Source organism: Arthrobacter sp. 2RAF6 (genome assembly GCF_052115205.1).
Lineage (GTDB): Bacteria > Actinomycetota > Actinomycetes > Actinomycetales > Micrococcaceae > Arthrobacter.
Window position 1 is genome coordinate 1 of the sequence record NZ_JBFRGF010000013.1, and the last position, 24,889, is coordinate 24,889.

Below are 24,889 nucleotides of genomic sequence, written 5' to 3' on the forward strand. Positions count from 1 at the left end.
CGGGTCCTGGGCTCGGTGGGGGAGCCGATCAACCCCGAGGCCTGGATGTGGTACCGGGACGTCATCGGCTCCAACGCCGGCAACAACGGGGAAAAGAAGGAACACCCTGCCCCGATCGTGGACACCTGGTGGCAGACCGAGACCGGCGCGCAGATGATCGCCCCCCTGCCCGGGGTCACCGCGACCAAGCCGGGCTCCGCGCAGGTGGCGCTGCCCGGGATCGCGATCGACGTCGTGGACGAGGCCGGGGCCTCCGTCCCGGACGGGCACGGCGGCTACCTCGTGGTCCGCGAACCCTGGCCGGCGATGCTGCGCGGCATCTGGGGGGACCCGGAACGGTTCAAGGAGACCTACTGGTCCCGCTTCGAGGGCATGTACTTCGCCGGCGACGGGGCCAAGAAAGACGACGACGGGGACATCTGGCTCCTGGGCCGGGTCGATGACGTCATGAACATCTCCGGGCACCGGCTCTCCACCACCGAAATCGAATCCGCGCTCGTCTCCCACCCCTGGGTGGCGGAGGCCGCCGTCGTCGGGGCCGCCGACGAGACCACCGGCCAGGCCGTGGTCGCGTTCGTGATCCTGCGCGAATCCGCCCCGTCGGGACAGGACGACGGCGACGCCACCATCGCCGAGCTCCGCAACCATGTCGGCAAGGAAATCGGGCCCATCGCTAAACCCCGGCACATCCTCGTGGTCCCCGAACTGCCCAAAACCCGCTCGGGCAAGATCATGCGCCGCCTCCTCAAAGACGTCGCCGAAGGCCGCGAACCCGGCGACGCCACCACCCTCTCCGACCCCACCATCATGGCCCGGATCGCGCAGTCGCTGAAGCCCTCGTTGTAAGAGCACACCACAGCTCGGCCCTGTCGGATTCCGCTGAGGGAATCCGACAGGGCCGATTACTGTTCCGGGATCACTGATGCCGATCGTTCCAGGACTACCTTCCGCCGGCGATGGACACCCTGCTTGGGCTTTCGATGGCGCCCATTAGCTTGTCGGTGACATCCTCGATCCCGCCATGACCATCGACCTTAATCAGTATGCCGCGCTCGGCATACTTGGCCACTACGGCTTCGGTCTGCTCGTGGTAGAGGTCCAACCGGTGGCGGATAACGGCTTCGTTGTCGTCGCTGCGGCCCGTCTCCTTTGCGCGGCCCAGCAGGCGGTGGACCAGTTCGTTGTCATCGGCTGTCAGCTGCAGGACAACGTCCAGCAGCTGCTCGCCCTCCGCCAATACCTCGTCCAGGTAATCAACCTGCGCCGTGGTGCGGGGGTACCCGTCCAGCAGGAATCCGTTTTCGACGTCGTCCTCGCTGAGGCGGCTGCGCACCATCTCATTCGTCACGCTGTCCGGCACGAAATCTCCGGCGTCCATGTACTTCTTGGCTTCGAGACCAAGGTGTGTCCCGCCCTTCACGTTGGCGCGGAAGATGTCTCCGGTGGAGATCGCAATGACGCCGACGCGTTCGGAGATCCGTTCCGCCTGCGTGCCTTTGCCGGAGCCGGGCGGGCCAATAATCAGCATTCTCGTCATTCAGGTAGCCCTTCGTTGTCTCGTTGTTGAAAGCTTGCTGGGGTCATCGCTCAGGCTCTAGAAGAAGCCGAGTTTGTTTTCGGAGTGGCTGACCAGGAGGTTCTTGGTCTGCTGGTAATGGTCCAGCATCATGGCGTGGTTCTCACGTCCGATCCCGGAGGACTTGTAGCCGCCGAACGCAGCGCCGGCCGGGTAGGCGTGATAGTTGTTGACCCAGACACGGCCGGCCTGGATTTCCCGGCCCGCCCGGTAGGCGACGTTGCCGTTGCGGGACCAGACGCCGGCGCCGAGTCCGTAGAGGGTGTCGTTGGCGATATTGATGGCGTCGTTGTAGTCCGTGAAGCGCGCAACGGAGACCACCGGGCCGAAGATTTCCTCCTGGAAAATCCGCATTTTGTTCTGGCCCTCGAAAATGGTCGGCTGTACGTAGTAGCCGCCGGCCAAGTCGCCGTCGAGCTGGGCCCGGGCACCGCCGCTGAGGATCTTGGCGCCCTCGTCGAGCCCGATGTCGATGTAGGAGAGGATCTTCTCCATCTGTCCTACCGATGCCTGGGCACCGATCTGGGTATTGGTGTCCAGCGGGTTGCCCTGGATGATCTTGTTGGTCCGGGCCACGGCGTCGGCCATGAAGGAGTCGTAGATACCGTCCTGGACGAGGGCGCGCGACGGGCTGCTGCAGACTTCGCCTTGGTTGAAGGCATACAGGGTGAAGCCTTCGAGCGACTTGTCGTAGAAGGCATCGTTGGATTCAGCAACATCGTTGAAGAAGATGTTGGGGCTCTTGCCGCCGAGCTCCAGCGTGACCGGGATCAGGTTGGCGCTGGCGTACTGGCTGATCAGGCGCCCGGTGGAGGTCTCGCCGGTGAACGCGATCTTCCGGATCCGGGGGCTGGAGGCCAACGGCTTTCCCACCTCGGAGCCGAAGCCGTTGACGATGTTCAGGAGTCCCGGTGGCAGAAGGTCCGCGATGAGTTCCGCCAGGACCAGGATGGAGGCCGGGGTGTTGGAGGCGGGCTTCAGGACCACCGCGTTGCCGGCGGCCAGGGCCGGAGCGAGCTTCCAGACGGCCATCAGGATCGGGAAGTTCCACGGGATGATCTGCCCCACCACACCGAGCGGCTCGTGGAAGTGGTAGGCGGTGGTGTCCTCGTCCAGCTGGGACAGCCGGCCTTCCTGTGCCCGGATAGCGCTTGCGAAGTACCGGAAGTGGTCAGCCGCGAGCGCGATGTCCGCGTTCAGGGTTTCGCGGATGGGCTTGCCGTTGTCCCAGGTTTCGGCGACGGCCAGCATTTCGAGGTTGGCATCGATCCGGTCTGCGATCCTGTTCAGCACTGCAGCGCGCTCAGCGGCTGACGTCTTGCCCCACGCCGGTGCAGCCTTGTGCGCGGCGTCCAGGGCGAGCTCAACGTCCGCCGCAGCGCCGCGGGCCACCTCGGTGAATTGCTTCCCGTTCACCGGGGAGACGTTCTCGATGTATCGGCCGGTAGTTGGAGCCACCCATTCTCCGCCGATCCAGTTCTCGTAGCGGTCCTTGAACTGGACCTTGGATCCTTCTTGGCCGGGCTGTACATAAACAGTCATGGTCACTCCTCTGGAAAACAGACGTCTTCGTCCTGGCCCCCATGCTAGGGGTTCAAAGGTTGCGACCAGGCTGCAATGGGCATCCCACCGGATGCCCTCGTCGCTGATCTCCGGCGCGAATGGCGGTTGCGACTTCCGTCAGAGCGGTGTAGTTGTGCCCACTGACGAAGGCATCGCAGTAGGGCAACGCAGCGGCCATGCCGCCCGCCAACGGTTGGTAGTCCGTGCCGGCCTTCCTCGGATTGACCCAGACGATCCGGTAGGCGAGCCGCCGCAGCCGCGCCATCTGGGCGTCCACCAGTTCCGGCGCGTCCTGGGCCCAACCGTCGGAAAGCAGCACAATGACCGCGCCCCTGGCCAAGCCGCGGCGTCCATAGCCATCGATGAAGCGCCGGAGGCTCTCCGCCAGGCGCGTGCCACCCGCCCAGTCGGGGGCGGCCGCGGCTCCCAGGGCCAAGGCTTTGTCTGCGTTCCGGTTCGAAAGCTGGCGGGTCAGCCTGGTCAGCCGGGTGGAGAACACGAACGCCTCGGCCTGTGCGCCGGCCACCGCGCCCTGCAGCAGGGAAAGGAAGACCTGTGTGTACGGTTCCATGGAGCCGGACACATCGCACAGGAACACGAGGCGGCGCGGACGCGGACGACGGCGGGCATAGACCAAGGAGCTTGCGTCGCCGCCGGTGCGCCGAGCCGCGCGGATGGTGCGCCGGAGGTCGAGCTTTGCGCCACTTTGCGCCCATTGGCGTGTCCGGCGGCTTCGGCGCTCCGGGGTAGCCAGCACGATGCGCCCCACCAGCTGGCGCACGTGGGCAGCTTCTTCGGGTGTCAGCTCGGCGAACGACTTCTCATGCAGGTGCTCGTCAGGGGAGGCCATGGCCAGGATTGCCTCGGACGCCGGTGTATCGGATTCGTTATCGTTCGCTTCGCCAGGGGCGGCGACGGGTGCCCGCGACGCCGGGACCTGACCGTCGGCGTGGGCCAGGCGTCGTCCGCTTGGAGCGGTCCGGGTGTGCTCCGCCGCGCCGATTGCCGGTGGACTGTTGGCATCGCCGCGGGTGTCTGCCGGATCGAGTGTCCCGTCGAATACGGCCGAAAAGACGGCATCGAATACCGGCAGTTGGTCATGCGAGGAGACGAGCGCCACCCGGCACGTCCAGTACAGCGGCTCACGGGCGGTAGGGGGAACGAGCCTAAGCGCCTGGGCAAGCCAGGCAGCGCGGTCCGGGGAGCTCGGCAACCCTGCACGGCGCAGCGCCGTGCTGAACCCCACCGCCAACGCCGCAGCATCTACGCCAGCCAAGCCATCCCTGAGCGCAGACTCAGTCATGGCCGCCGGCCACCCATGCCGGTCCGCGGGCCAAGGCAATGTCCAGATCGTCGCGATTCTTCAGGACTGAACCCCAGGTCTGTTTCACCGCAGCCGGGTCCAGTCGTTCCACGCCAAGCACCGTCAGGGCGGACACCCAGTCGATTGCCTCCGCGATACCCGGGGGCTTGGCCATGTCCAGGGACCGCAGCCTCGTGATGGCCGCTGCGGCATCCAGGGCGAGCGGCTCGGCGCTGCCGGGCACCCTGCGGCGAACGATCGCGGCGATGCGCTCCGGCCGGGGGTAGTCAATCCAGTGATACAGGCAGCGCCGGGTCAAAGCGTCGTGGAGGTCCCGGGTCCGATTGGAGGTGAGGACGACGACGGGCGGGTGCGTGGCCCGGATAGTGCCCAGCTCGGGAATCGTCACCGCGGCCTCAGCCAACAGCTCGAAAGTGAAGGCCTCGAACTCAGCGTCGGCCCGGTCGATCTCGTCCAGCAGGAGCACGGCCGGACGCGGGCCGGGATGCTCGATCGCCTTCAGCAGCGGCCGGCGAAGCAGGTACTGTTCCCCGAAGAGATCGGATTCCTCCACGCGGACATCCCGGACCTCAGCCAAGCGGATGCCCAGAAGCTGGCGTTGATGGTTCCATTCGTACAGAGCCTCGCCCACGTCGATGCCCTCATAGCACTGCAAGCGGTACATGGGCGTGTCGAGCACCTTGGCCAGCGCCTTTGCCGCCTCGGTCTTCCCGACGCCGGCCTCACCCTCCAGCAGGATGGGTTGCGGCAATCGGATGGCCAGGAACAATGCGGTCGCCAGTCCGACGTCGGCAAGGTAGTCGCCGTCGTCGAGCGCGGTCATGAGCGCGGAAACGTCCGGGACAAGTCGCCGGACATCGTCTTCCGCACCCGCCCGCACCGGCCCGCTCATCGGTCACGTCCCAGCCGGGGCTCACGACGCAGTGGCATAGCGTTCCGGATCGGCGAGGAAGGCCTTCCTGCATCCAGCGGAACAGAAGTAATACGTCGCTCCGGCGAACTCGGCGTGCAGCGAGGACTCCACAGCCGCAACGCTCATGCCGCAAACGGGGTCCACGGCACTCGCGGGCTCGGCCGTCGCCGGCCCCGGATCCGCCGTGGCAGCCTCCGCCGTCGTGGTTTCAGCTGTCGCCGTCTCTCCGGTCCGGTCGAGGCGGCGCACGGACACAAGCTCCGCCAGAATCGACAGCGCGATCTCGGCAGGCGTCCGCCCGCCCAGCAGCAGTCCGGCCGGGCTGTGTACGCGCGCACGCTGGCCGTCGTCGACGTCGAGTGAGGCCAGGACCGCGGCGCCGCGCGTGCGGCTCGCGACCAGGGCGACGTATGGCACCCCTAGCCGGAGTGCGGCCTCCAACGCGGGTTCCTCGTCCCGGCCCTGCGACGCGACGATGAGGGCGGCGTCGTCGGCCCGCGGTTCCGCCGCGGTTCCGTCCGTGAGGTCCATGTCCAGGTCGAGGATGGCACCCAAGGCGCCCAATGCCTGTGCCACGGGGGTCGCGCCGACCACCACCACTCGGGGAGCGGGCACTTGCGGCTCGAGGAAAATCTCCACCGCGCCGCCGCTGAGGCAAGGATTTGCGACCTCAACGGCGCCCTCCTCGCGGGTGCGGGACGGCTCGCCGGGGACGACGCGCAACAGCAGGGGTTCGTGCTTGGACAGAGTCTGCAGGCCGTATTCGCGCACGGAGGCCTCGACGCACGTGCCGCCAAGGAACCCGTCGATTTCCCCGTTGGCCAGCACCAGGGCGGTGTCCCCGGCGTGGGCGCTGGTGGGGTGCTGCGCGCGCACTACCGTGGCACGCACAAAAGGTTCCCGGCGTTCCACAAGTTCCTGCGCCCTCGCCGCCAGGGCTTCTCCGTGCAGTGGCATGTCACACCGGTGGCCTGGCTCGGCCCTGCATGGCCTCCCATACGCGGGCCGGCGTGCACGGCATGTCCATGTGCGTCACTCCGTACGGCGCCAAAGCATCCACGATGGCGTTGACGATGGCCGGCGGGGACCCGACCGTGGCGGATTCGCCGATGCCCTTGGCGCCGATGGGGTGGTGCGGCGACGGTGTGACGGTAAACCCGGTCTCCCAATCCGGGACTTCCATCGCCGTGGGAATGAGGTAGTCCATGAACGAGCCGCTGAGGCAGTTGCCCTCCTCGTCGAACGCAATGATCTCCATGAGCGCCATCCCGACGCCGTCGGTCAGCCCGCCGTGGACCTGGCCCTCGATGATCATCGGGTTGATCCGTGTCCCGCAGTCGTCCACCGCGATGAAGCGCCGGACCTTGACGTGGCCGGTCCCGGCGTCGACGTCCACTACGCAGATATAGGCGCCGAACGGGAACGTCAGGTTGGGAGGGTCATAGGTCACCTCCGCGTCGAGGTTGCCGTCGATGCCCTCCGGCAGGGCAACCGTGCCGTGGGCGCCGAAGGCGATCTCGGCGATTGTCTTGCCGGCGCTTGGATCGCCCTTGACGAACCAGCGGCCCTTTTCCCACTCGAGGTCCTCGGCCCGCGTCTCAAGCATCGCGGCGGCAATGAACCTCGCCTTGTCCCGGACCTTCCGCGCCACAAGCGCCACTGCGCCGCCGCTGACCGGCGTCGAGCGGCTGCCGTACGTGCCCAGTCCAAAGGGGGTCTGGTCCGTGTCGCCGTGGACGACGTCGATGCTCTCAGGCGGGATGCCGAGCTCCTCGGCCACGATCTGGGCGAAAGTGGTCTCGTGGCCCTGCCCTTGGCTCTGCACAGAGATCCTGACGACGGCCTTGCCGGTGGGATGGACGCGGAGTTCGGCGCCGTCGGCCATACCGAGCCCAACGATGTCGAAATGCTTGCGCGGACCGGCACCGACCGTCTCGGTGAAGAACGAGACGCCGATGCCCATCAGCTCGCCGCGCTCCCGCTTTTCGAGCTGCTCGCGCCGCAGATCCTCGTACCCGGCCATTTGCATGGACAAACGCATCGCAGGCTCGTAGTTGCCCGAGTCGTAAACCCAGCCGGTCTTGTTGGCGTAAGGGAACTGTTCCGGCCTGATGAAATTCTTCAGCCGAAGCTCTGCAGGATCCATCTCCAGTTTCCGGGCCAGGATGTCCACCATGCGCTCCACCAGATAGACCGCTTCGGTTACGCGGAAGGAACAGGCATAGGCTACGCCCCCGGGCGCTTTGTTGGTGTAGACACCCGTGACCTTGCAGTAAGCCGCCTTCAGGTCATAGCTCCCGGTGAAAATGGAGAAGAACCCGGCCGGGGTCTTGGTGGGCTGCGCAGTGGCATTGAACGCACCGTGGTCTGCAAGGACGTTGGTCCGGACCGCGAGGATCTTGCCATCCTTGGTGGCCGCGATCTCGCCCTGCATGATGTAGTCGCGGGCGAACGACGTCGACATCAGGTTTTCCGAGCGGTCCTCCACCCACTTCACCGGCTTGCCGGTGACAATCGAGCCGACGACCGCCAGGACGTAGCCGGGATAGATGCCCACCTTGTTGCCGAAGCCTCCGCCGATATCGGGGGAGACGATCCGGATTTTGTGCTCCGGAATGCCCGCCACTATCGCGTACAGCGTCCTGTGGGCGTGCGGCGCTTGGGTTGTTTCGTAGAGGGTCAGCCTGCCGTCGATCGGGTCGAAGTCCGCGACGGCGCCGCAGGTTTCCATGGGCGCGGGGTGCACTCGGGGATACACAACCTCCTGCGCGACGACGACGTCGGCAGCGGCGAACACCGCCTCGGTTTCAGCCGCATCGCCGATCTCCCAATCGAAGATCCGGTTGTCCGTCCGGCCCTCGATATCGTCACGGATGACCGGCGCGCCGGGGTCGAGGGCGTGGCGGGCATCAATCACCGGCGGCAACATGTCGTATTCGACGTCGATCAGTTCCAGGGCGTCGCGCGCGGCGTAGCGGTCCTCCGCGACGACGAAAGCTACCTCTTGGCCCTGGAAGCGGACCTTGTCCGTGACAAGGACTGCCTGGACGTCGGCCGAGAGCGTGGGCGCCCACGCGAGGTTGAGGGCCTGCAGGTCTTTGCCCGTGATGACGGCGAGTACCTTGGGATGCGCCAACGCTTCGGTGGTATCTATTGAGACCAGCCGCGCATGCGCAACGGGTGCGCGCAGGATGGCTCCATGCAGCATGCCGGGCAGCACGATGTCGTCGATGTAAGTGCCCTTGCCGCGGACGAACCGCGGGTCTTCCTTGCGCTGGAGGCGGCCGAACCCGATCGGGCGGCGCGGGTCTCCGGCCGCCGGGTTGGGTGCATGCTCCTGGGTGGTGGTCATGCCGTCACCTCTTCCGCGGTGGCCCCTCCGGCAGCGCCGTCGTCCGTCCCGGCGTCCCCACCGAGCGGGTGGGCGGCGGCCCATTGCACCGAGCGGACAATGGTCGCGTAACCGGTGCACCGGCAAATCTGGCCGGAAATGGCTTGGCGGATCTCGGCGTCGTCGGGATGCGGGTTGCGGTCGAGCAGGGCCCTGGCGCTGAGCATCATTCCCGGAGTGCAGAATCCGCATTGCAGGCCGTGTTCCTCCATGAACCCCTGCTGCACCGGATCGAGCGTGCCGCCGGCGGCCAGTCCCTCGACGGTCCGGATGTCGTGTCCATCAGCCATGGCTGCCAGTACGGTGCACGATTTCACCGGCTGGCCGTCCATCAACACGACGCAGGTTCCGCAGTTGCTGGTGTCGCATCCCCAGTGCGTGCCGGTCAATCCAAGGTTTTCGCGGATGAAGTGGACCAGCAACACGCGGGGTTCGACCTCGCGGGTTACCTTGTCCCCGTTGACCGTCATACTGATCTGCATTGCCTTCAGCCTTCCTGTGCACCTGCGGCGCGCGCACAAGCACGGCGCAGGACCCTGCGGGTCAGTTCGTCGGCCAGATGCCGTTTGTAGTCGACCGGTCCACGCTGGTCGTCCACCGGGTGGCAGGCGGCGGCTGCGATGCGGGCGGCCTCGACGAACAGGTCCTCATCCGGTTGCTGTCCGCGAAGCACGGCTTCGGCCTCGGGGACGGTGCCGTCCAGCCCGACCGCTGTCAGCCCGATTGCGGCCTCTTCCACAGTGCCGTCCGAAGAAAGCCCGACGGCGGCCCCGGCTGCGACGATTGCCCAGTCACCCACCCGGCGTTCCACCTTTTCATAGGCGCTGCCTGAGCGTGGGCGGATCGCGAAGCGGACTTCGTACAACAGTTCGTTCTGCGCCACGGCGGTTTCGTAGGGGCCGCGGTGGAAGTCCGACATGGCCACGATCCGTTCGCCGTCGGGCCCGCGGATCACGGCCTGGGCACGCAGGACGTCGCAGACAGTAGACAGGTCTTCGGCCGGATCCGCTTGGCAGAGCGAGCCTCCGATCGTGCCGCGGTTGCGGACCACAGGGTCCGCGATCACCTGCTCGGCGTCGCGGATTATCGGAAAGAGTCCGGCGACGTCGGTGGACTCGAGGAGCGCTGTGTGGCGGGTTAATGCGCCCACATGCATCTCGTCACCTTCCCGCCGGATGAATTCCAGTTCCGCCAGGTCGTTGATGTCGATCAGCCACTCGGGCCGCGCCAGGCGCAACTTCATCATCGGCAGCAAGCTATGTCCGCCTGCGATGATGCGCGACTCGGGACCGTGGCGTTCGAGGAGGGCCAGCGCGTTTGCGACGTCGCTCGCGCGCTCATAATCAAATGGAGCCGGAATCTGCATTGTCCACCCCTTAGGGCCAGACGTCCTGCAGGTCGTAGGACGCGGACCTATGATCAGTCTTGCCCGCGTCATTGTGGGTGTCAACATGGTCAAAGGGGCAAGATCACTGCCATTTTGACTTGCAAAAATAATGTCCCATGCAGTGTCCTTTTCGCGACGTTCCGCCCGTCGTCATGGTGTATCAACCGATAAGAAGGAGTCATCGTGGAGTACATGCTTTTCATTTGCAACGACCCGTCAGCGCCGGAATATGTCGCCGCCGAGGACAATATCGAGGAATGGGTGGCCGAGATGGAAGCCCGGGGCGTGAGCCGTCACGGTGACCGGCTGCGTCCTGTCGAGGACGCGACAACCGTCACGGTGCGGGCGGGTGAGGTAGTTGTCTCGGATGGGCCGTTTGCGGAAACGAAGGAATGGATCGCGGGCTACGACATCATCGCGTGTGCAGATCTCGATGAGGCCATCGAAGTGTCGTCGAAGCATCCCATGGCGAAGTTCGGCAAGATTGAGATCAGGCCAGTGTGGCCGCTCGGGCTGTAGGGGTTCGCCCGGTGGCCGGCGTCGATGATCGTGGGAGGGATGACGTGGCATCAGGACTGACGGACGCCCGGACCGCCGTCGAGGCCGCCTCCGCCGAGGAGACCGCCCGCATCACCGCAACCCTCATCCGTGTGACGGGCGACTGGAGCCTGGCAGAGGATTGTGTCCAGGATGCGTTCGCAAAAGCATTGGTCGACTGGCCGGAGCACGGCATTCCGAGGAATCCCGGGGCATGGCTGACCACTGTGGCCAGGAACAGGGCGATCGATCGCATGCGGAGTGCGGCCAGTGAAAAGAGGGCGGTCCGTGAACTCGCGATCATCGCCCAACTCGAGGGCCTGGAAGAACCGGGCAGCAGTGATCCGGCCGCAGAGGACGACAGGTTGCGGCTGATCTTCACCTGTTGCCACCCTGCCCTCCCGCTCGACGCAAGGGTTGCGTTGACGTTGCGTACGGTCGCGGGGCTGACCACCGGTGAGATCGCGCGTGCGTTCCTTGTCTCGGAAGCCACCATGTCAAAGAGGCTCGTCCGCGCACGGGCCAAGATACGGGACGCAGGAATACCGTATCGGGTTCCGCCGCCGGAGCTGAGAGCTGAACGCACGGCCGGGGTCCTGGCCGTGCTCTATCTCATGTTCAACGAGGGCTATTCGGCCACCGGCGGAGAATCATTGATCCGCGAGCCCCTTGCGCGGGAGGCGATACGCCTCAACCGATTGCTCGTTTCGTTGCTTAACGGTTCCGCGCAGGAGCCGGAGGCTGTGGGTCTCCTGGCGCTCATGCTGTTCCACCATGCCCGGCGAAGCTCGCGAACGGATGCTGCGGGGGACTTGGTGACGTTGGAGGAGCAGGACCGCGAATCGTGGGATCAGGCTGAGATTGCGGAGGCCGTCGCGCTGCTTTCGGTTGCCGAACGGCTCGGCATTTCACGCCGTTCCCGGCCGGGGAGCTACCGGGTCCAGGCCGCCATCGCGGCGTGCCATATGACCGCCAGCAACTCCGGTAGTACAGACTTCGCCAGGGTGGCCTTGCTGTATGACTCCCTTGCGCAGATCGCACCGTCGCCGGTCGTCGAGCTCAACCGGGCTGTCGCCGTCGCGATGTCCCAAGGGCCCGCGGCAGGCCTTGCACTCATCGAGCAACTGGACCGATCTCGATCTCTGGAGGGGTACTACCTTCTGCCTGCTGCGAAAGCGGACCTCCTGCGCCGATTGGGCAGAAGGACAGAGGCGTGGGACGAATACCAAAAGGCCCGGGAACTCGCACCATCAGAGGCAGAGCGTCGCTATCTTGGCAAACGCCTGGCGGAGACCGGTCCGGGGTACTCGTCCGTATCTGAAGCAAAGCAGAACAGCCGCACGACATCCGCCGAGGAGAAAGAATGAAACACCTCTTGCTAATTCAAAACAATTTCGACACCTGGAACGCACTTCCCGAGTCCGAGATCGAGGCGATAGTGCAGGCCCATGCTTCGTTGCAGCAGGAACTCAGGGCCTCCGGAGAGTTCGTGGAGGCCCATGAGCTGGGTGAGGAAGCGAAGTTCGTGAGAAACAATGGCGGCGGCCCTACGGTGACGGATGGCCCGTTCATCGAGACGAAGGAAATCGTGGCCGGCTTCTACGTTGTGGATTGCGTTGATATGGCCCGCGCTGTGGAAATTGCCGGCAAATTCCGAGAGGCCAGGCTGTGGCCGATCGAGGTACGCCCCATGGATCCGTGACGGATGTTGAGAGCGTTGACACCGTTCTGGGCCGCGAGGAGACTTTCTTTTGGGGATGCCTCGTCGAAAGGAGCCCCAGATGTCGTGGCACGTCGAGGGTACGTATTTTGAGAATTGCAACTGCGACATGGTCTGCCCGTGTTCCACTTCCGGGCTGACCGCACCGGCGGATAACGATCGCTGCAACGTGGCCCTGGCCTTTCATGTGGACACCGGTGAGGTAAACGGCGTCGACGTCGGTGGCCTGACGGTCTGCGTCGTCGCCGATACACCTGCCCTCATGAGTGACGGGGGTTGGAAGCTCGGTGTCTTGATGGATGCCGCTGCTTCGCCCGAGCAGGCGGAAGCGCTCGGTGGTGTCTTCGGTGGCCAACTCGGCGGACCGATGGAAGGCCTAGCACCCTTGATCGGTGAAATGGCGGGAATGGAGTCCCTGGAAATCTCCTACACCGAGGACGGGCGCACGCACCAGGTCCGCGTTGGCAGCGCAGTCGACATGGCTGTGGAGGACTTTGTGTCTCCGCTGGATGCCACGGGACTAGGAGTGAAAATCAGCGGGATAGGATTCCCGGCGGACACCCTGGCGGCCGGCACGTCGAGCACGGCCCGCGTGGACGTGTTCGGGATGAGCTGGGACAACGCCGGAAAGAACTCCTTCTCGGCACCGTTTGCCTGGTCCGCCTAGTCGCGGCGAGGGATAGCCCTCCACCGCGGCAGGCACATCTGCCGCCCACCGCATCGTTCCGGGACCTCACGCCCGGCCTACGGTTCCACATACTGTAGTGCCTGACCATCTCACAGCTGTGCTCACGTCGTAAACGGCAGGACGAGCCGCGAGCGGCCACTGCCGCCTGTGCTCCACAGGAGTAGCGTTTGCCTTGGCTGACGATAGGAGTCCACATGAGCTATAAGTATCGAACCGTCCGGGTTCGCGGCACCCAGTTGGTCGGAACCATTGCGCGAAAACACGGCAGCGCGCCGGAGATCTATGAAACTTCGAAGGACGCGAACACTTCGGTAGTTCCCGTGTTTTTCGAGGCAACGGGAGAGATCCGCTTCTTCGACAGGTCAATGCTGGAGGACGTGGTGACGCCGGCCAACTAGCAGCAGTCGGGCGTCCTCGGAACCGACCAGCGACGCTTGATTTTAGGGGTCCTGCGACTTGTGGTCGTTGGCGGCCTCTTTTGTGGCCCACACTTGGCAAGTGCGTACTTTTGGTGTTGAAGAAGAATTTCTGATCGTGGATCCTGACAACGGCAGTCCCGTGCCCCTCGCTGGCGATGTGTTGCGCCTTCATAGCGCCGGTCCCCAGGGTGTGGCGCCTCCTTTCGGCCCGACGTTGGCGATCGAGCTTCAGCAGGAGCAAGTCGAAGTCATCACCTCGCCGCACAGCAGCCTGAGTGCACTCGCCGCCGAAATACGTGCGGGACGCTCTTACGCCGATTCGCTCGCTCGCGAAGCGGGCGCAAGAATTGCCGCACTCGCGACATCGCCGCTGGCGGTCACTCCGCATGCAACAAACACCGAGCGCTACGACGCACTCCTGGAAAAGTTCGCCTTGACGGCCAGGGAGCAGCTGACCTGCGGATATCACGTCCATGTTTCCGTTGATTCGGATGAGGAAGGCGTTGCAGTTCTGGACCGGATCAGGGCCTGGCTTCCGGTGCTGACTGCACTGAGCTCGAATTCCCCGTTCTGGAACGGGGCCGACAGCGGTTACGCCAGTTTCCGGACCCAGGCCTGGAACCGATGGTCCAGCGCCGGTCCCACCGAAGTCTTCGGATCTGCCGCGGCTTATCACTCGTTGGCGGCGGAGCTGTCGGGAACCGGCGTGGTCATGAACCCGGATTTCGATGCAAGACTGTCCGCCCGGCACCCCACGGTGGAGATCCGTGTCTCGGATGTTTGCCTTGATGCCCGGGATACCGTCCTGATTGCGGCCTTGGTGCGTGCCTTGGTGGACACCGCCGCCAGGGAATGGAGGTCCGGACAACTGCCGGACATGGTTTCTGCCACTGTCCTGCGACAGGCCACGTGGCGAGCGAGCCGGTTCGGCCTGCATGGAGAGCTGCTCGACCCGAAAACCCACAAGCCCGCATCGGCAAGGCATGTCCTCGCCGCACTCTGCTCCCACGTCAGCGATGCCCTCGAAGAGACCGGGGACGTGCACTACGCCAAGGAGGGATTGCAGAGGATCTTCAGCCAAGGCACGGGAGCCGCCCGGCAACGGCAAGCCTATGAACGCACCGGCAGTCTCGCCGGGGTCGTCGCATATGCAACGGGTGTGACCCACCTTGAACCCGCTGATCACCAGAACGCCGGCGAACCATACCTCGTGTCAGGCGCAGCGACTGCAGCACTCGTTGCGAGCTAGCTCGGAGTGCGCCGTTAGGGTGAGGCATGAGCGATAAGGGAAAGACCTGGCACGAAAGACATAAGGAATCACTGACGAAGGGGCAACGCGCCGCGGATGTCATGCGGAACGGCATGGGCAGTTGGCCATTCGTCGGCGGCTTTGTCGGGTTCATGGTCCTCTGGGCAGCCATCAACAGCTGGGCGTTGGCGAACAACGCCTGGGATCCCTATCCGTACATTTTGTTGAACCTCTTCCTTTCGATGCTGGCAGGGCTGCAGGGAGCCATCCTTCTCATCGCCGCCAAGCGCCAGGATGCGATTGCCGCGGTGATGTCCCGGCACGATCATGACACCAACGTGAAATCCAAAGAAGAGATCGATCTGCTCATGGCGATCAACAGTCAGCAACTGGAGATCCTTCGGGAGCTGCAGCTACTCGCGTCCGCAGGGAACGTCAGGATCGATACGTCCGCGGGCAAGAGCTTGGACCGTTCTTAACACACAACTCCTAAAGCACGACCGCGAGGCCTCCACTGCCGGAACCACCAGGAAGGAACCCAATGGCTGAAAGCAATAATTCGCCGGACAAACCCACAATGTCGGCGATGTGGTCCGACGGCCTGGGCCGCGCCGGGATCCGTTCAGGGCAGATGCTCCTGGTCATCGCCCTGGCATCAGTGATTCTGTGGGCGATGACCAGCGTGCCGCTCGTCATGATCCCGGTCACTATCGCGCTCATTCTTGCCTCGGCCATTTCGCCTCTTGTGCGTTGGCTGACTGCTCACCGCTGGCCCCGGGCCCTCGCCGTCGCAGCATCGTTCGTGGGGATCCTTGCCGTCTTCGGCGGAGTTATCACCGGAATCGTCTTCCTTATCAGGGCGCAATCCAAGGAGCTTGCCGTGAAGTTCACTGCCGGCATAGACCAATTGCACCAGTTCCTGAACAACGGCCCCTTCAAAGTCAGCGACGAGCAACTCCGCTCCGTCGCCGATTCCATCCAGCGCTTCTTCGAGAGCAGCACGTTCGGTGCCGAAGCGCTCACCGGTGCCCGCACTGTCGGTGAAATCCTGGCCGGCTTGGTTCTCATGGTGGTGATCTTGTTTTTCTTCCTCAAGGACGGCGAGAAGATCAGGACTTTCCTCTTCGGATTCCTGCCGGCGACTCACCGCGGGAAGGCCCACCTGGCCGCGGAACGAAGCGCCACCGTTCTGGGAGGCTATGTCCGGGGCACGGCTCTCATCGCAGCGGTGAACGGCTTGATCATCGGGACCGTCCTGGCCATCCTCGGCGTCCCGCTTGCCCTGCCCCTTGGCGTTTTTGTGTTTGTCGGCGGGTTCATTCCCATCATTGGTTCCACAGCCGCCGGTACACTCGCCGTGGGTGTCGCCCTGATCTCGAACGGTCCGGTGACGTCGCTCATCGTCCTCGCTGTCCTCGTCGCGGCCAACCAGCTGGAGCACCACTTCCTTCAACCCGTTTTGATGGGCAAGGTCTTGAGCATTCATGGACTGGCCATTTTGCTGGCCTTGGCCATCGGCACGATGCTCGCAGGCATTATCGGCGCCCTATTGGCCGTACCGACCGCCGCCGTCGGCTGGACTGCCATCAAGACGTGGACCGGGCGAGGCGACATGGCGCCCGCTGGCATCGACCCCGCCGATGGAACCGCGGGCTGAACCGGACTCACAGCCAAAGCACGATCCTATGGTTGCACCCGTTCCTACGCTTGCGCGAGGAGTTCGTCGTGCAGTTGTTGCAGGTGGGACGGTTGTTCTGCGAGTGCCCGCGTGGTCGGCGGGGGACTGGGTGCTTGAACGTCCGCGAGGGGGTCGTCGATGCGCGGGACGGTGAGGCTCAGGGCCCCGCCGACGTCGGGCGCCATTGCGTCGCGGCGGGTGAGGGCCGGCAGATTCCAACGATGTTCGATGGTCGCAAGGATGCTGGTGTGATCGAGCGGGACGGAACCGGGCGCTCGAAAGACGGTGCCATCGGGGATGAGTGGACTGATCAGGACCGTTGGTACACGTACCCCGAAACGGGTGAAATCGAAGCCGAATTCCCCCGGCGTGTTGTCCGGCGGCGTCGCGCCCCATGGCGGGGCGACGTGGTCGTAGCAGCCACCGTGTTCGTCATACGTAACGATGAGCAGGGTGGAGTTCCAGGCCGGCCCATCGTGGACGGCGCGATAGGCCTCCAGCAGGAACTGCTCTCCGAGCGCGACGTTGTAGTTGGGGTGTTCGCTGTTGCCCGTCGAGGACCAGGACGGTTCAAGGAAGGCGTATGCGGGGAGCTTCCCGGCCGCCGCGTCGGCTTGGAAGCCCGTGAAGAGGCCAATGTTCGACGCCGGAGCATGCCGGGTGTCGTCGAAGTCGAGTTTCGTCAGGGGCGACTTGGTTTCGCCGTAGATCTTCCACGGGATGCCATGGTTGCCCAGATGCCCGAAGATGCTCGGCACGGTAAAACGTTTGGCCTTGTCATCCAAGTTGCCCTGGCTGGTGCCGGCGCAGGCGAAGGCACGGTTGGGCATCGTCATGGTGGGAGCTGACGCGAACCAGGCGTCGCAGACGGCGAATCCCTTGGCCATCGCTGACAACACGGGCAGTGTCTGCGGGGTGAAGCAGCCCATGATCATTTGCTCGGTTGTCCCCGGCACTACATGCCAGCCCTTGGCTAGGTTGTCCCTGATGGCCCCGGCATAGTTGGTCCCAAAACCGTTCATTGGAGGAACAGTCCCGGCTTGCGGCGCTCCGGCGCTGCCGTAGAGCTGCTCGTTCGTTGCCTGATACCCCTCTCCGGGGTCGGCGCCCGGCATGAAGTAGACGTCGGGCGTCGAGGAAGTCAGCGGATAGACCCCGGCCGGACTGCCATCGGAGCCGGGGCAGGACTCTGTGCCCGTCAGGCCCTCAAACGGGTCTCCCGCGGGAGAAACATTGGCGGAATCGGCGTAGAGGTATCCGAGCATGTGATCGAATGAGCGGTTTTCAAGCATCAAGACAACGATGTGCTGGACGGCATTGAGACCAGTTGCCGGCACGGCGACCATCCCCTTCGAAAAGAGTTCCTGTCCGTGCTGAACAGTCTCCCACGCCGCTGGCTTGGAGGATATGCCTTGGGCTCGGTGCTGCTCAGGCGGGAACGGCAGCCATGACGGGTTCACCGTTGAAGTATTCGAGCTGCCAGCCGTCAATCGCATCGTGGCGGGCGAGGTTGAGCGCAGCGTTGTCGATGCTGTCCAGAGTGCGGGCGACGGCGCGGCCAAGGCTTAAGCGAAGGAGCGTCCCATGGGCGACAACAAGGACACGGCGGCCGCTGAACTCCTCGGCCAGCGACTCCAGCGCGGCCAGGCCGCGGGAGGCTGCCTCGTCCTCGCTTTCCGCGCCGCGGAAGCCACCGGGAATGCGCAGTGCGTCCAGTTCAGGTCCTGCTTGAAGGCCCTCGGCAGGTCCAAAGCGGCGCTCGGTGAGCTCCGGCATGTGCCGGTCCACGCCGAGCCCCAGGCCTCCGGCGATTAGTTCCGCGGTTTCGGCGGCCCTGCTCAGCGGTGACGAAACGATGACGTCCCACTCGTAGCCGGAAAGGACGGCGACGGCGTTGCGCGCTTGGCCGCGGCCGACGTCGTTCAGCGGAATGTCGGTGGATCCCTGCAGCCGGCGCTGGGCATTCCAGTCGGTCTGGCCGTGGCGGATGAGGGCGAACGTAGTAAGGGGCATGCCCTCCATTCTGCCTTGGGAGGGGCTCCGGGCTAGATCCAGTCCCGCTTCTTGAACGCCAGGTACAGGAATATTGAACCGCCTGCCATGAGTGCGCTGGACAGCCAGAGGCCGTAATCGCTCTGGAAGCCAAAGAAGGGAACATTCTGCCCGAAGAAGCCGGTCACGGCAGTGGGAACCGCGATGATCGCGGCCCAACTGGTGACCTTCTTCATGACAAGGTTCATCTGGTTCCCCTGGATGCTGATGTGCGTTTCCAGGATGGTCGTGACCAGGTCACGGAGCGATTCCGTCCATTCCGAGGCACGCAGCACGTGGTCGTAGACGTCCTGCAGGAAGGGTTGCATTGCCGGGCTGCAGCCGACCAGGTCCTCCCGCCTCAGGAGGGTGTTCAGGACTTCACGCATGGGCAGGACGACACGGCGGAGCCGGACGAGGTTCTTGCGGAGTTCGAAGGTCTTCCGCTGCAGGTCATGGTCGGGGGAGTGGTCCTCGAAAAGCGACTCCTCGAGGGAGTCAATGTAGCCGTCGAGTTCCTGGACGGCATCGAAGTGCCCGTCGACGATCATGTCCAGCAGGCCCCAGAAGAGGAAAGGTACCCCGTGTTGGGCCAGGTCGGTTTCCGCGTCCCAGTGCGCCATCAGCTTGTCGGTGTCGAACTCGGGCCCGTGCACGGTCACCAGTGCGTTGTGGGTCACGAATGCCGAGATCTCGGCGACAGCCAGTTCCCCGGTGCCAGGTTGTAACGCCGCCTGGTAGGCAGAGAGGAACAGGTGGTTCGGGTAGCGGTCCAGTTTGGGCCGCTGAAAGTCGTGGACGGCGTCCTCGACGGCGAGTCGGTGAAGCCCGTAGACGGTTTCGACGCCGAGCAGGTCATCCGCCGTCGGGTTCGTGTAGTCGATCCACAGCACCACGTCATCCTGGCGGGACAGGGCTTCGATCTCGTGTGCCATGACATCGTCGCGTTCGAGTTTTCCTTCGCGGTATAGCCGTATGAACACCATCCGCCCCATGGTACGGGACGCGTATCCGTGCTTCCTGCGCGGCGGGGCATCCCTGCCGGGACGTGCTCTTGCTCTTGACAACTTTTTTCCAGCACTGGACGGGGTCGGTGCGGCCAGCCATGATGAAGGAGGCGCGGGGGCTGGATCGTCAACCCCAGTTTGCGAGTGGCACCCGCAGTGGAGGCGCGCTGACATGACACGCGAATCGGTGCCGGCGGAGCAGGCGAAATCAGCGGGTTCCCTCGAGTCCAGCGAAACTTTCCTGGCCGAATACTACGCCGGGGTGCCCCCGGAGGATCTGCGGAGCTACAGTCCCGAGACGCTCCGGGCGCGGGCCGCGCACCATCTGAAAGTGGCGTCGTCGCGCGCGCCCAGGCAGGCGGCCGTCGGGATCTTGACCGAATTGGATGCCAGCGTGGTCGCGGTGGTGACTGAGGACATCCCGTATCTGGTCCACTCCGTCACGGCGGAGCTCACCCGCGACGACACGTCGATCAACCTGCTTGTTCATCCGGCCTTCCGGGTGCTTCGGGATCCGGTGTCCCACGAGCTATTGGAAGTCTGCCTTGGAACTTCCGCGGACGGCGCTTTGGGAGGGACCGCACCGGAGGCCGGGGAAACCGAGGTCTGGATCACGGCGGAAATCGGCAGGCTGCCGGATGCGGCGGCTGTAAGGGAACTGACAGAAAACCTGCAGAGGGTGCTGGATGATGTTCGGGTTGTGGCTGACGACGCGGCCGCCATCCGTGGCAAGGTCGCCGAAGCAGCCGCCTCGGTGGACGGATTCCCTCGCGCTGTGGTTCCGCCGCGGGAACAGCTGAGAGAACTGCTCCTCTGGCTTGACGACGGCAACTTCCTGTTTCTCGGTTACGCCGAATTTGAGCTTACGACGGCGGGCGGCCAGGAAGTGCTCGCCGAACGGCAAGGCTCTGCGCTGGGTCTGCTGAGGCGGTCGCATCGGGACGTCGCCGGAAGCGCCGGGCCGGGCGCACCCAATATCCGCGAACCCCGAGCACGCGCTCTTGCCACCTCCGAGCTGCGGTCCACGGTCCTGAGGCGCTCGTACCTGGACGAAGTGCGCCTGCAAATGTTCGATGAGGCCGGCCGTGACACCGGCGAACGACGCTTCTTGGGCTTGTTCACGCCCGGCGCCGCGCACCAGTCGGTCCTGCGGATTCCGGTACTCCGGGAGAAAGTCCAGGCAGTCAGCGAAAGACTGGGGTTTACGCCCCGATCCCACCAGTCCAGGGAACTGATGGCTCTTCTGGAGACCTTTCCAAGGGACGAACTGTTCCACGTTGAAGCGGAGGAGCTCGCCCGCCTGGCGGGCGAAATTCTTCGTGCCGAGGTGCTGCAGCGGATCCGCGTGTTCCTTCGTCCGGACAGCTTTGGACGGTTCGTGTCCGCGCTCGTCTTGTTCCCGCGCCGCCGCTACAGCACGGCGGTCCGGCTGTTGATGGAAGAAGAACTCAGGAGGGCGTTCAAAGCGGACTCTGTCGATTTCGAGGTCCGTCTGACCGGGTCACCCATGGCCCGGGTGTTCTTCCGGATCCATGCCGGTGCCGCGCCTGACGCGCCATCGTCCAATACCGACGTCGTCGACCCTTCCCAGCTCGAGCGGCGCCTGATCGCTGCTACCCGCTCCTGGTCGGACGGGCTCGACGCTGCGATCCGTGACCGCTTCCCGGCAGCAGAGGCCGCAAGGCTCGCCGGGCTCTGGTCGGACGCATTTCCCGCCAGTTATCGCGCGGTCTACGACGTGGAAGCCGCGGTCACGGACATCATCAATTTCGAGACGTTCGACCTGGAAGGTACAGGAGGCAGACCATATGGGGATCCGCTGCTCACGGTCTACGTCAGGACGGGCGCCTCGAGCACGCTCGTCGAGGACGCACGGATCCGCCTTTACCTGACAAGGCCCAGGAGCCTGACCCAGATCTTGCCTTTCCTGCACAACCTCGGGCTCGAAGTGTTGGACCAGCGGCCTTTCGAGCTTCGCCGCGGTGCCGGCCAGGACCTGTTTCTCTACGACCTCGGCGTGAAGTATCCCGGCGGTGTTGACCCTGCGGAAACCAGCGAACTGCTCGCAGATGCCTTCACGGCCGCCATGCGGGGGGACACCGAATCCGACCGGATCGACGCACTCGTCATCCGGGAACGGCTTGCATGGCGGCAGGCCGCAATCCTGAGAAGCTATGCGAAGTACCTCCAGCAGCTGGGGACGACCAACTCATACGGTTTCATCGCAGATACGCTGACCAGCAACGTCCGGGCAACGCGCGCGCTCCTGGCACTATTCCAGGCGAAGTTCGATCCCGGACTGGACGAGCCTGACCGGATACGGAACGTTGCTGTGGCAAAGAAGGATTTGCTGGGCGCGATCGACGACATCCCGGTCCTCGACGCAGACCGTCTGCTGCGCACCTTCACGAACCTCGTGGAAGCCACGACGCGGACCAATTACTTCCTGGACAAGGCCCACCTGAGCTTCAAACTCAATCCTGCATCAATCACCGGTGCACCGCTTCCGCGGCCGAAGTACGAGATCTGGGTCTACTCGCCGCGGGTGGAAGGCGTCCACTTGCGCTTCGGGGACTTGGCGCGCGGGGGCTTGCGTTGGTCCGATCGAAGTGAGGATTTCCGGACCGAGGTCCTGGGATTGGTCAAGGCTCAGAACGTGAAGAACTCCGTCATTGTGCCCACCGGGGCAAAAGGAGGCTTCTATCCCAAACGATTGCCGGACCCGGTCACGGACCGCGAGGCCTGGCTCGCTGAAGGCCTGGAATGCTACCGGATCTTCGTCAAGGGCATGCTGGACCTCACGGACAATCTGCTCGTCTCAGAGCACGGCGAATCGGTGGTGCCCCCGGACCGCGTGGTGCGACATGATGGCGATGACTACTACCTGGTGGTTGCTGCGGACAAGGGAACAGCATCGTTTTCAGACGCAGCCAATTCGATTGCCCAGGAATACGGCTTTTGGCTCGGCGACGCGTTCGCGTCCGGGGGATCCGTGGGATATGACCACAAGCAGATGGGCATCACGGCCCGCGGCGCGTGGGAATCCGCGAAACACCATTTCAGCGAGCTCGGCATGGATTCACAGGGCGAGGACTTCACTGTGGCCGGCATCGGAGACATGAGCGGCGACGTCTTCGGAAACGCGATGTTGCTCTCGCCACATATCCGTCTGGTGGCGGCATTCGACCATCGGGACATTTTTCTTGATCCGAACCCCGACGCGGCAACATCCTTCGAAGAACGCAAGCGCCTTTTCGGTCTTCCCCGTTCGTCCTGGGCCGACTACGATCCTTCGTTGATCAGTGAAGGCGGGGGTGTCCACTCCCGCCGGGCCAAAGCCATCGAGATCACGGAGCAGGTACGGACTGCCCTCGGCCTGGTGCCGGGAACGGCCTCGCTCCCTCCCCACGCGCTGATGCAGGCCATTCTCCGGGCGCCCGTGGACCTGCTCTACAACGGGGGCATCGGAACATACGTCAAAGCATCCACAGAAGACCAAACGCATGTGGGCGACAAAGCAAACGACGCCATCAGGGTCAATGGCAACGAGCTGAGGGCCCGGATCGTGGCCGAGGGCGGGAACCTGGGCGTCACACAGCGCGGCCGGATAGAGGCGGCCCTGAAGGGCGTTCTGCTTAACACGGATGCGATAGACAACTCGGCCGGGGTGGACTGCTCGGACCACGAGGTCAACATCAAGATTTTCGTTGACCGGATGATTGCGGCACGGAACATGGAGTCTGCTGAACGTGCCGGCTTCCTGCATTCCCTGACCGACGAAGTAGGCCGCCTGGTCCTGGCAAACAACAGGGACCAGAACGTCCTCCTGTTCAACGACCGGCACTTGGCGCTGGAGCTGAGTCCCGGCTTTGAGCGGATCATGGACTGGCTGGAGAACGCCGCGGACTTGGACCGCGCTTTGGAGCGGCTGCCGAGCACGGAACAACTCCAGGACAGGCTGCGGGCAGGCACCGGGTTGACCTCGCCGGAGCTCTCGGTGCTTGCCGCCTACGCAAAGATCGAACTGGCCAGGGAGCTCGCTGGCAGCGAGCTCGCCGACGATCCCTGGTTCAAGCGGGTCCTCCGAGGCTACTTTCCTCGCCAGCTGTCCGAGCGCTTTGATGCTGAACTGGACTCCCATCCGCTGCGTCGGCAGATTATCTGCACAGTAGTGGCCAACGACATGATCAACCTTGGAGGGATCACGTTCGCCTTCCGCGCCATCGAGGAAACCACTGCAACGGCCGCGGCCGTGGCCAGGGCCTTCGTGGTTGTCCGCGAGGCTTATGGGCTGCAGCGGTTCGTGGACCGGATCGCCAGCCTGCCTCCCGGGTTTCCCAGCGAACACTCCGCCGCGGTGGCCCTTCCACTACGCCGGCTCCTCGACCGGGCAACCCGGTGGTACGTGACACACGATCATCGGGACCGACCCATCGCCGAAGCCTTGGCACGGATCGGGCCGGGCTTGGAGCTGCTGCGCACGCGGACCACGGAATTTCTGCGCGGCTCGGACCTTGACCGCGCCAAACAGCGGCTGGCGCATTGGAACGACGTCGGGATGCCGGGTGAGCTGGGGCGGCGCGCCTCCGATTTGCTGGAGAGTTTCTCGCTCCTGGACATCTCACTTGTGGCAGAGCAGGTTGATGAACCCCTCACCACCATCGCCGACACGTACCACACGGTCATTCATTGGATCGGTGTGGGAACGCTGTTGCTGCGCATCACTGACCTGCCGCGGCAAAGCCGGTGGGAAGCCCTGGCCCGCGCAGCTCTGCGTGACGACGCCTATTCCGCCGTCGTCGACATTACAATTTCCATCATGCGGACGACGCAGGCGAGTGGGATCTCCGGCGCTTCTGCCGTGGAACGCATTGTTGAGTGGGAGAGCGGACGCCAGGAGCAACTGGGGAGGATCAAGGACACCTTCGTGGAGGTCACCAAACCCGGGCAGGTGGACCTCGCCTCGATCTCCGTGGCCCTGAAACTCCTGCGAACCCTTGCGAAGGGCTAACTCGACCCTTGAGCCGTGACGCTTTTGTGATACAGACCTAAAATCGCCTAAGGTTGGTGCCCGATGGCAGCCTTTGAAGAGACAACCGATCAGCCACAGCCCGCGCCTGCACGTGGGCCGGTTTTCGTCGACGCGTCAGGCCGACGCCTGCGGAGGCTCAAGCTTATCGGGCTAGGAGCCCTTGGGCTCGCAGCTGGGTATGTCATCCTCCTGCTGGTTGCGTTCATGGGAGGGCCCAACGTTGCGGCGCCGTTCCTACCTTTGCCGGCCGCCCCGAAGCCCGCGGCGTCACCGGCGGCTCCGGCAGCCCGTGATCTTCCGTCATCGCCATCGACACCGGCTTCCAGCGCGGACGGGTTCCCAACTGGCCAAGGGCTATTGCCTGTGCCTTCGAC

General features: G+C 64.4%; 21 protein-coding genes. 10 read left to right on the plus strand and 11 right to left on the minus strand.

All coding sequences use genetic code 11. From position 1 onward, the window contains the following. On the plus strand, positions 1-846 hold an 846-nt coding region (locus AB4Z38_RS11205), incomplete at its 5' end, for an AMP-binding enzyme (RefSeq protein WP_441429771.1). Between the two features lie 94 nt (positions 847-940). On the opposite strand, the gene AB4Z38_RS11210 is transcribed toward AB4Z38_RS11205, so the two are convergent. The 8 genes from AB4Z38_RS11210 to AB4Z38_RS11245 form a co-directional block, all read right to left on the minus strand. After that, the gene (locus AB4Z38_RS11210) at positions 941-1,528 is read right to left on the minus strand and encodes an adenylate kinase (RefSeq protein WP_441429882.1); all 588 of its coding nucleotides are present in this window, start codon (positions 1,526-1,528) and stop codon (positions 941-943) included. Between the two features lie 66 nt (positions 1,529-1,594). Next, complete coding sequence (exaC, locus tag AB4Z38_RS11215; protein WP_441429772.1) at positions 1,595-3,118, minus strand: acetaldehyde dehydrogenase ExaC; 1,524 nt, start codon at positions 3,116-3,118, stop codon at positions 1,595-1,597. Between the two features lie 52 nt (positions 3,119-3,170). Beyond that, the gene (locus AB4Z38_RS11220; RefSeq protein WP_441429773.1) at positions 3,171-4,442 is read right to left on the minus strand and encodes a vWA domain-containing protein; all 1,272 of its coding nucleotides are present in this window, start codon (positions 4,440-4,442) and stop codon (positions 3,171-3,173) included. Then, on the minus strand, positions 4,435-5,355 hold the full coding sequence (locus tag AB4Z38_RS11225; RefSeq protein ID WP_441429774.1) for an AAA family ATPase: 921 nt from the start codon (positions 5,353-5,355) through the stop codon (positions 4,435-4,437). The genes AB4Z38_RS11220 and AB4Z38_RS11225 overlap by 8 nt, the downstream gene beginning before the upstream one ends. Positions 5,356-5,376: 21 nt before the next feature. Next, positions 5,377-6,333: an XdhC family protein gene (locus tag AB4Z38_RS11230; RefSeq protein WP_441429775.1), complete on the minus strand. Its 957-nt coding sequence runs from the start codon at positions 6,331-6,333 to the stop codon at positions 5,377-5,379. Between the two features lies 1 nt (position 6,334). Further along, positions 6,335-8,728 carry an aerobic carbon-monoxide dehydrogenase large subunit gene (locus AB4Z38_RS11235; protein WP_441429776.1) on the minus strand — a complete coding sequence of 798 codons (2,394 nt, stop codon included), beginning with the start codon at positions 8,726-8,728 and terminating at the stop codon, positions 6,335-6,337. Continuing rightward, positions 8,725-9,249, minus strand: coding sequence for a (2Fe-2S)-binding protein (locus tag AB4Z38_RS11240; RefSeq protein ID WP_441429777.1), 525 nt, complete (start codon positions 9,247-9,249; stop codon positions 8,725-8,727). Before AB4Z38_RS11240 ends, AB4Z38_RS11235 begins: the two co-directional genes overlap by 4 nt. Positions 9,250-9,254: 5 nt before the next feature. After that, positions 9,255-10,133, minus strand: a complete 879-nt coding sequence (locus AB4Z38_RS11245) for an FAD binding domain-containing protein (protein ID WP_441429778.1) — start codon at positions 10,131-10,133, stop codon at positions 9,255-9,257. A gap of 213 nt (positions 10,134-10,346) precedes the next feature. Here AB4Z38_RS11245 and AB4Z38_RS11250 point away from each other — a divergent pair, with 213 nt between their 5' ends. From AB4Z38_RS11250 to AB4Z38_RS11285, 8 genes are all read left to right on the plus strand, one after another. After that, a complete protein-coding gene (locus AB4Z38_RS11250) occupies positions 10,347-10,673 on the plus strand; it encodes a YciI family protein (protein ID WP_441429883.1) in 327 nt (108 codons plus the stop codon). A gap of 44 nt (positions 10,674-10,717) precedes the next feature. Then, a complete protein-coding gene (locus AB4Z38_RS11255; RefSeq protein ID WP_441429779.1) occupies positions 10,718-12,058 on the plus strand; it encodes an RNA polymerase sigma factor in 1,341 nt (446 codons plus the stop codon). Continuing rightward, the gene (locus AB4Z38_RS11260) at positions 12,055-12,393 is read left to right on the plus strand and encodes a YciI family protein (RefSeq protein WP_441429780.1); all 339 of its coding nucleotides are present in this window, start codon (positions 12,055-12,057) and stop codon (positions 12,391-12,393) included. Before AB4Z38_RS11255 ends, AB4Z38_RS11260 begins: the two co-directional genes overlap by 4 nt. A 79-nt stretch (positions 12,394-12,472) precedes the next feature. Next, positions 12,473-13,078, plus strand: coding sequence for a DUF1326 domain-containing protein (locus tag AB4Z38_RS11265; protein ID WP_441429781.1), 606 nt, complete (start codon positions 12,473-12,475; stop codon positions 13,076-13,078). A gap of 215 nt (positions 13,079-13,293) precedes the next feature. Further along, complete coding sequence (locus AB4Z38_RS11270; protein WP_441429782.1) at positions 13,294-13,497, plus strand: hypothetical protein; 204 nt, start codon at positions 13,294-13,296, stop codon at positions 13,495-13,497. 100 nt (positions 13,498-13,597) lie between these two features. Next, complete coding sequence (locus AB4Z38_RS11275) at positions 13,598-14,767, plus strand: carboxylate-amine ligase (protein ID WP_441429783.1); 1,170 nt, start codon at positions 13,598-13,600, stop codon at positions 14,765-14,767. Positions 14,768-14,793: 26 nt separating this feature from the next. After that, entirely contained in the window at positions 14,794-15,246 is a 453-nt protein-coding gene (locus AB4Z38_RS11280) for a DUF1003 domain-containing protein (protein ID WP_441429784.1), read from the plus strand. A gap of 62 nt (positions 15,247-15,308) precedes the next feature. Beyond that, on the plus strand, positions 15,309-16,424 hold the full coding sequence (locus AB4Z38_RS11285; protein WP_441429785.1) for an AI-2E family transporter: 1,116 nt from the start codon (positions 15,309-15,311) through the stop codon (positions 16,422-16,424). 44 nt (positions 16,425-16,468) lie between these two features. On the opposite strand, the gene AB4Z38_RS11290 is transcribed toward AB4Z38_RS11285, so the two are convergent. The 3 genes from AB4Z38_RS11290 to AB4Z38_RS11300 all read right to left on the minus strand — a co-directional run bounded on the left by AB4Z38_RS11290 (position 16,469) and on the right by AB4Z38_RS11300 (position 19,459). Then, positions 16,469-17,782: an alkaline phosphatase family protein gene (locus tag AB4Z38_RS11290; protein WP_441429786.1), complete on the minus strand. Its 1,314-nt coding sequence runs from the start codon at positions 17,780-17,782 to the stop codon at positions 16,469-16,471. Positions 17,783-17,873: 91 nt separating this feature from the next. Further along, entirely contained in the window at positions 17,874-18,458 is a 585-nt protein-coding gene (locus tag AB4Z38_RS11295; protein ID WP_441429787.1) for a histidine phosphatase family protein, read from the minus strand. Positions 18,459-18,490: 32 nt separating this feature from the next. Then, positions 18,491-19,459: a magnesium transporter CorA family protein gene (locus tag AB4Z38_RS11300; protein ID WP_441429788.1), complete on the minus strand. Its 969-nt coding sequence runs from the start codon at positions 19,457-19,459 to the stop codon at positions 18,491-18,493. A 196-nt stretch (positions 19,460-19,655) separates the two neighbouring features. On the opposite strand from AB4Z38_RS11300, the gene AB4Z38_RS11305 reads away from it, so the two are divergent. Next, positions 19,656-24,494, plus strand: a complete 4,839-nt coding sequence (locus AB4Z38_RS11305; RefSeq protein WP_441429789.1) for an NAD-glutamate dehydrogenase — start codon at positions 19,656-19,658, stop codon at positions 24,492-24,494. Positions 24,495-24,889 lie beyond the last annotated feature (395 nt).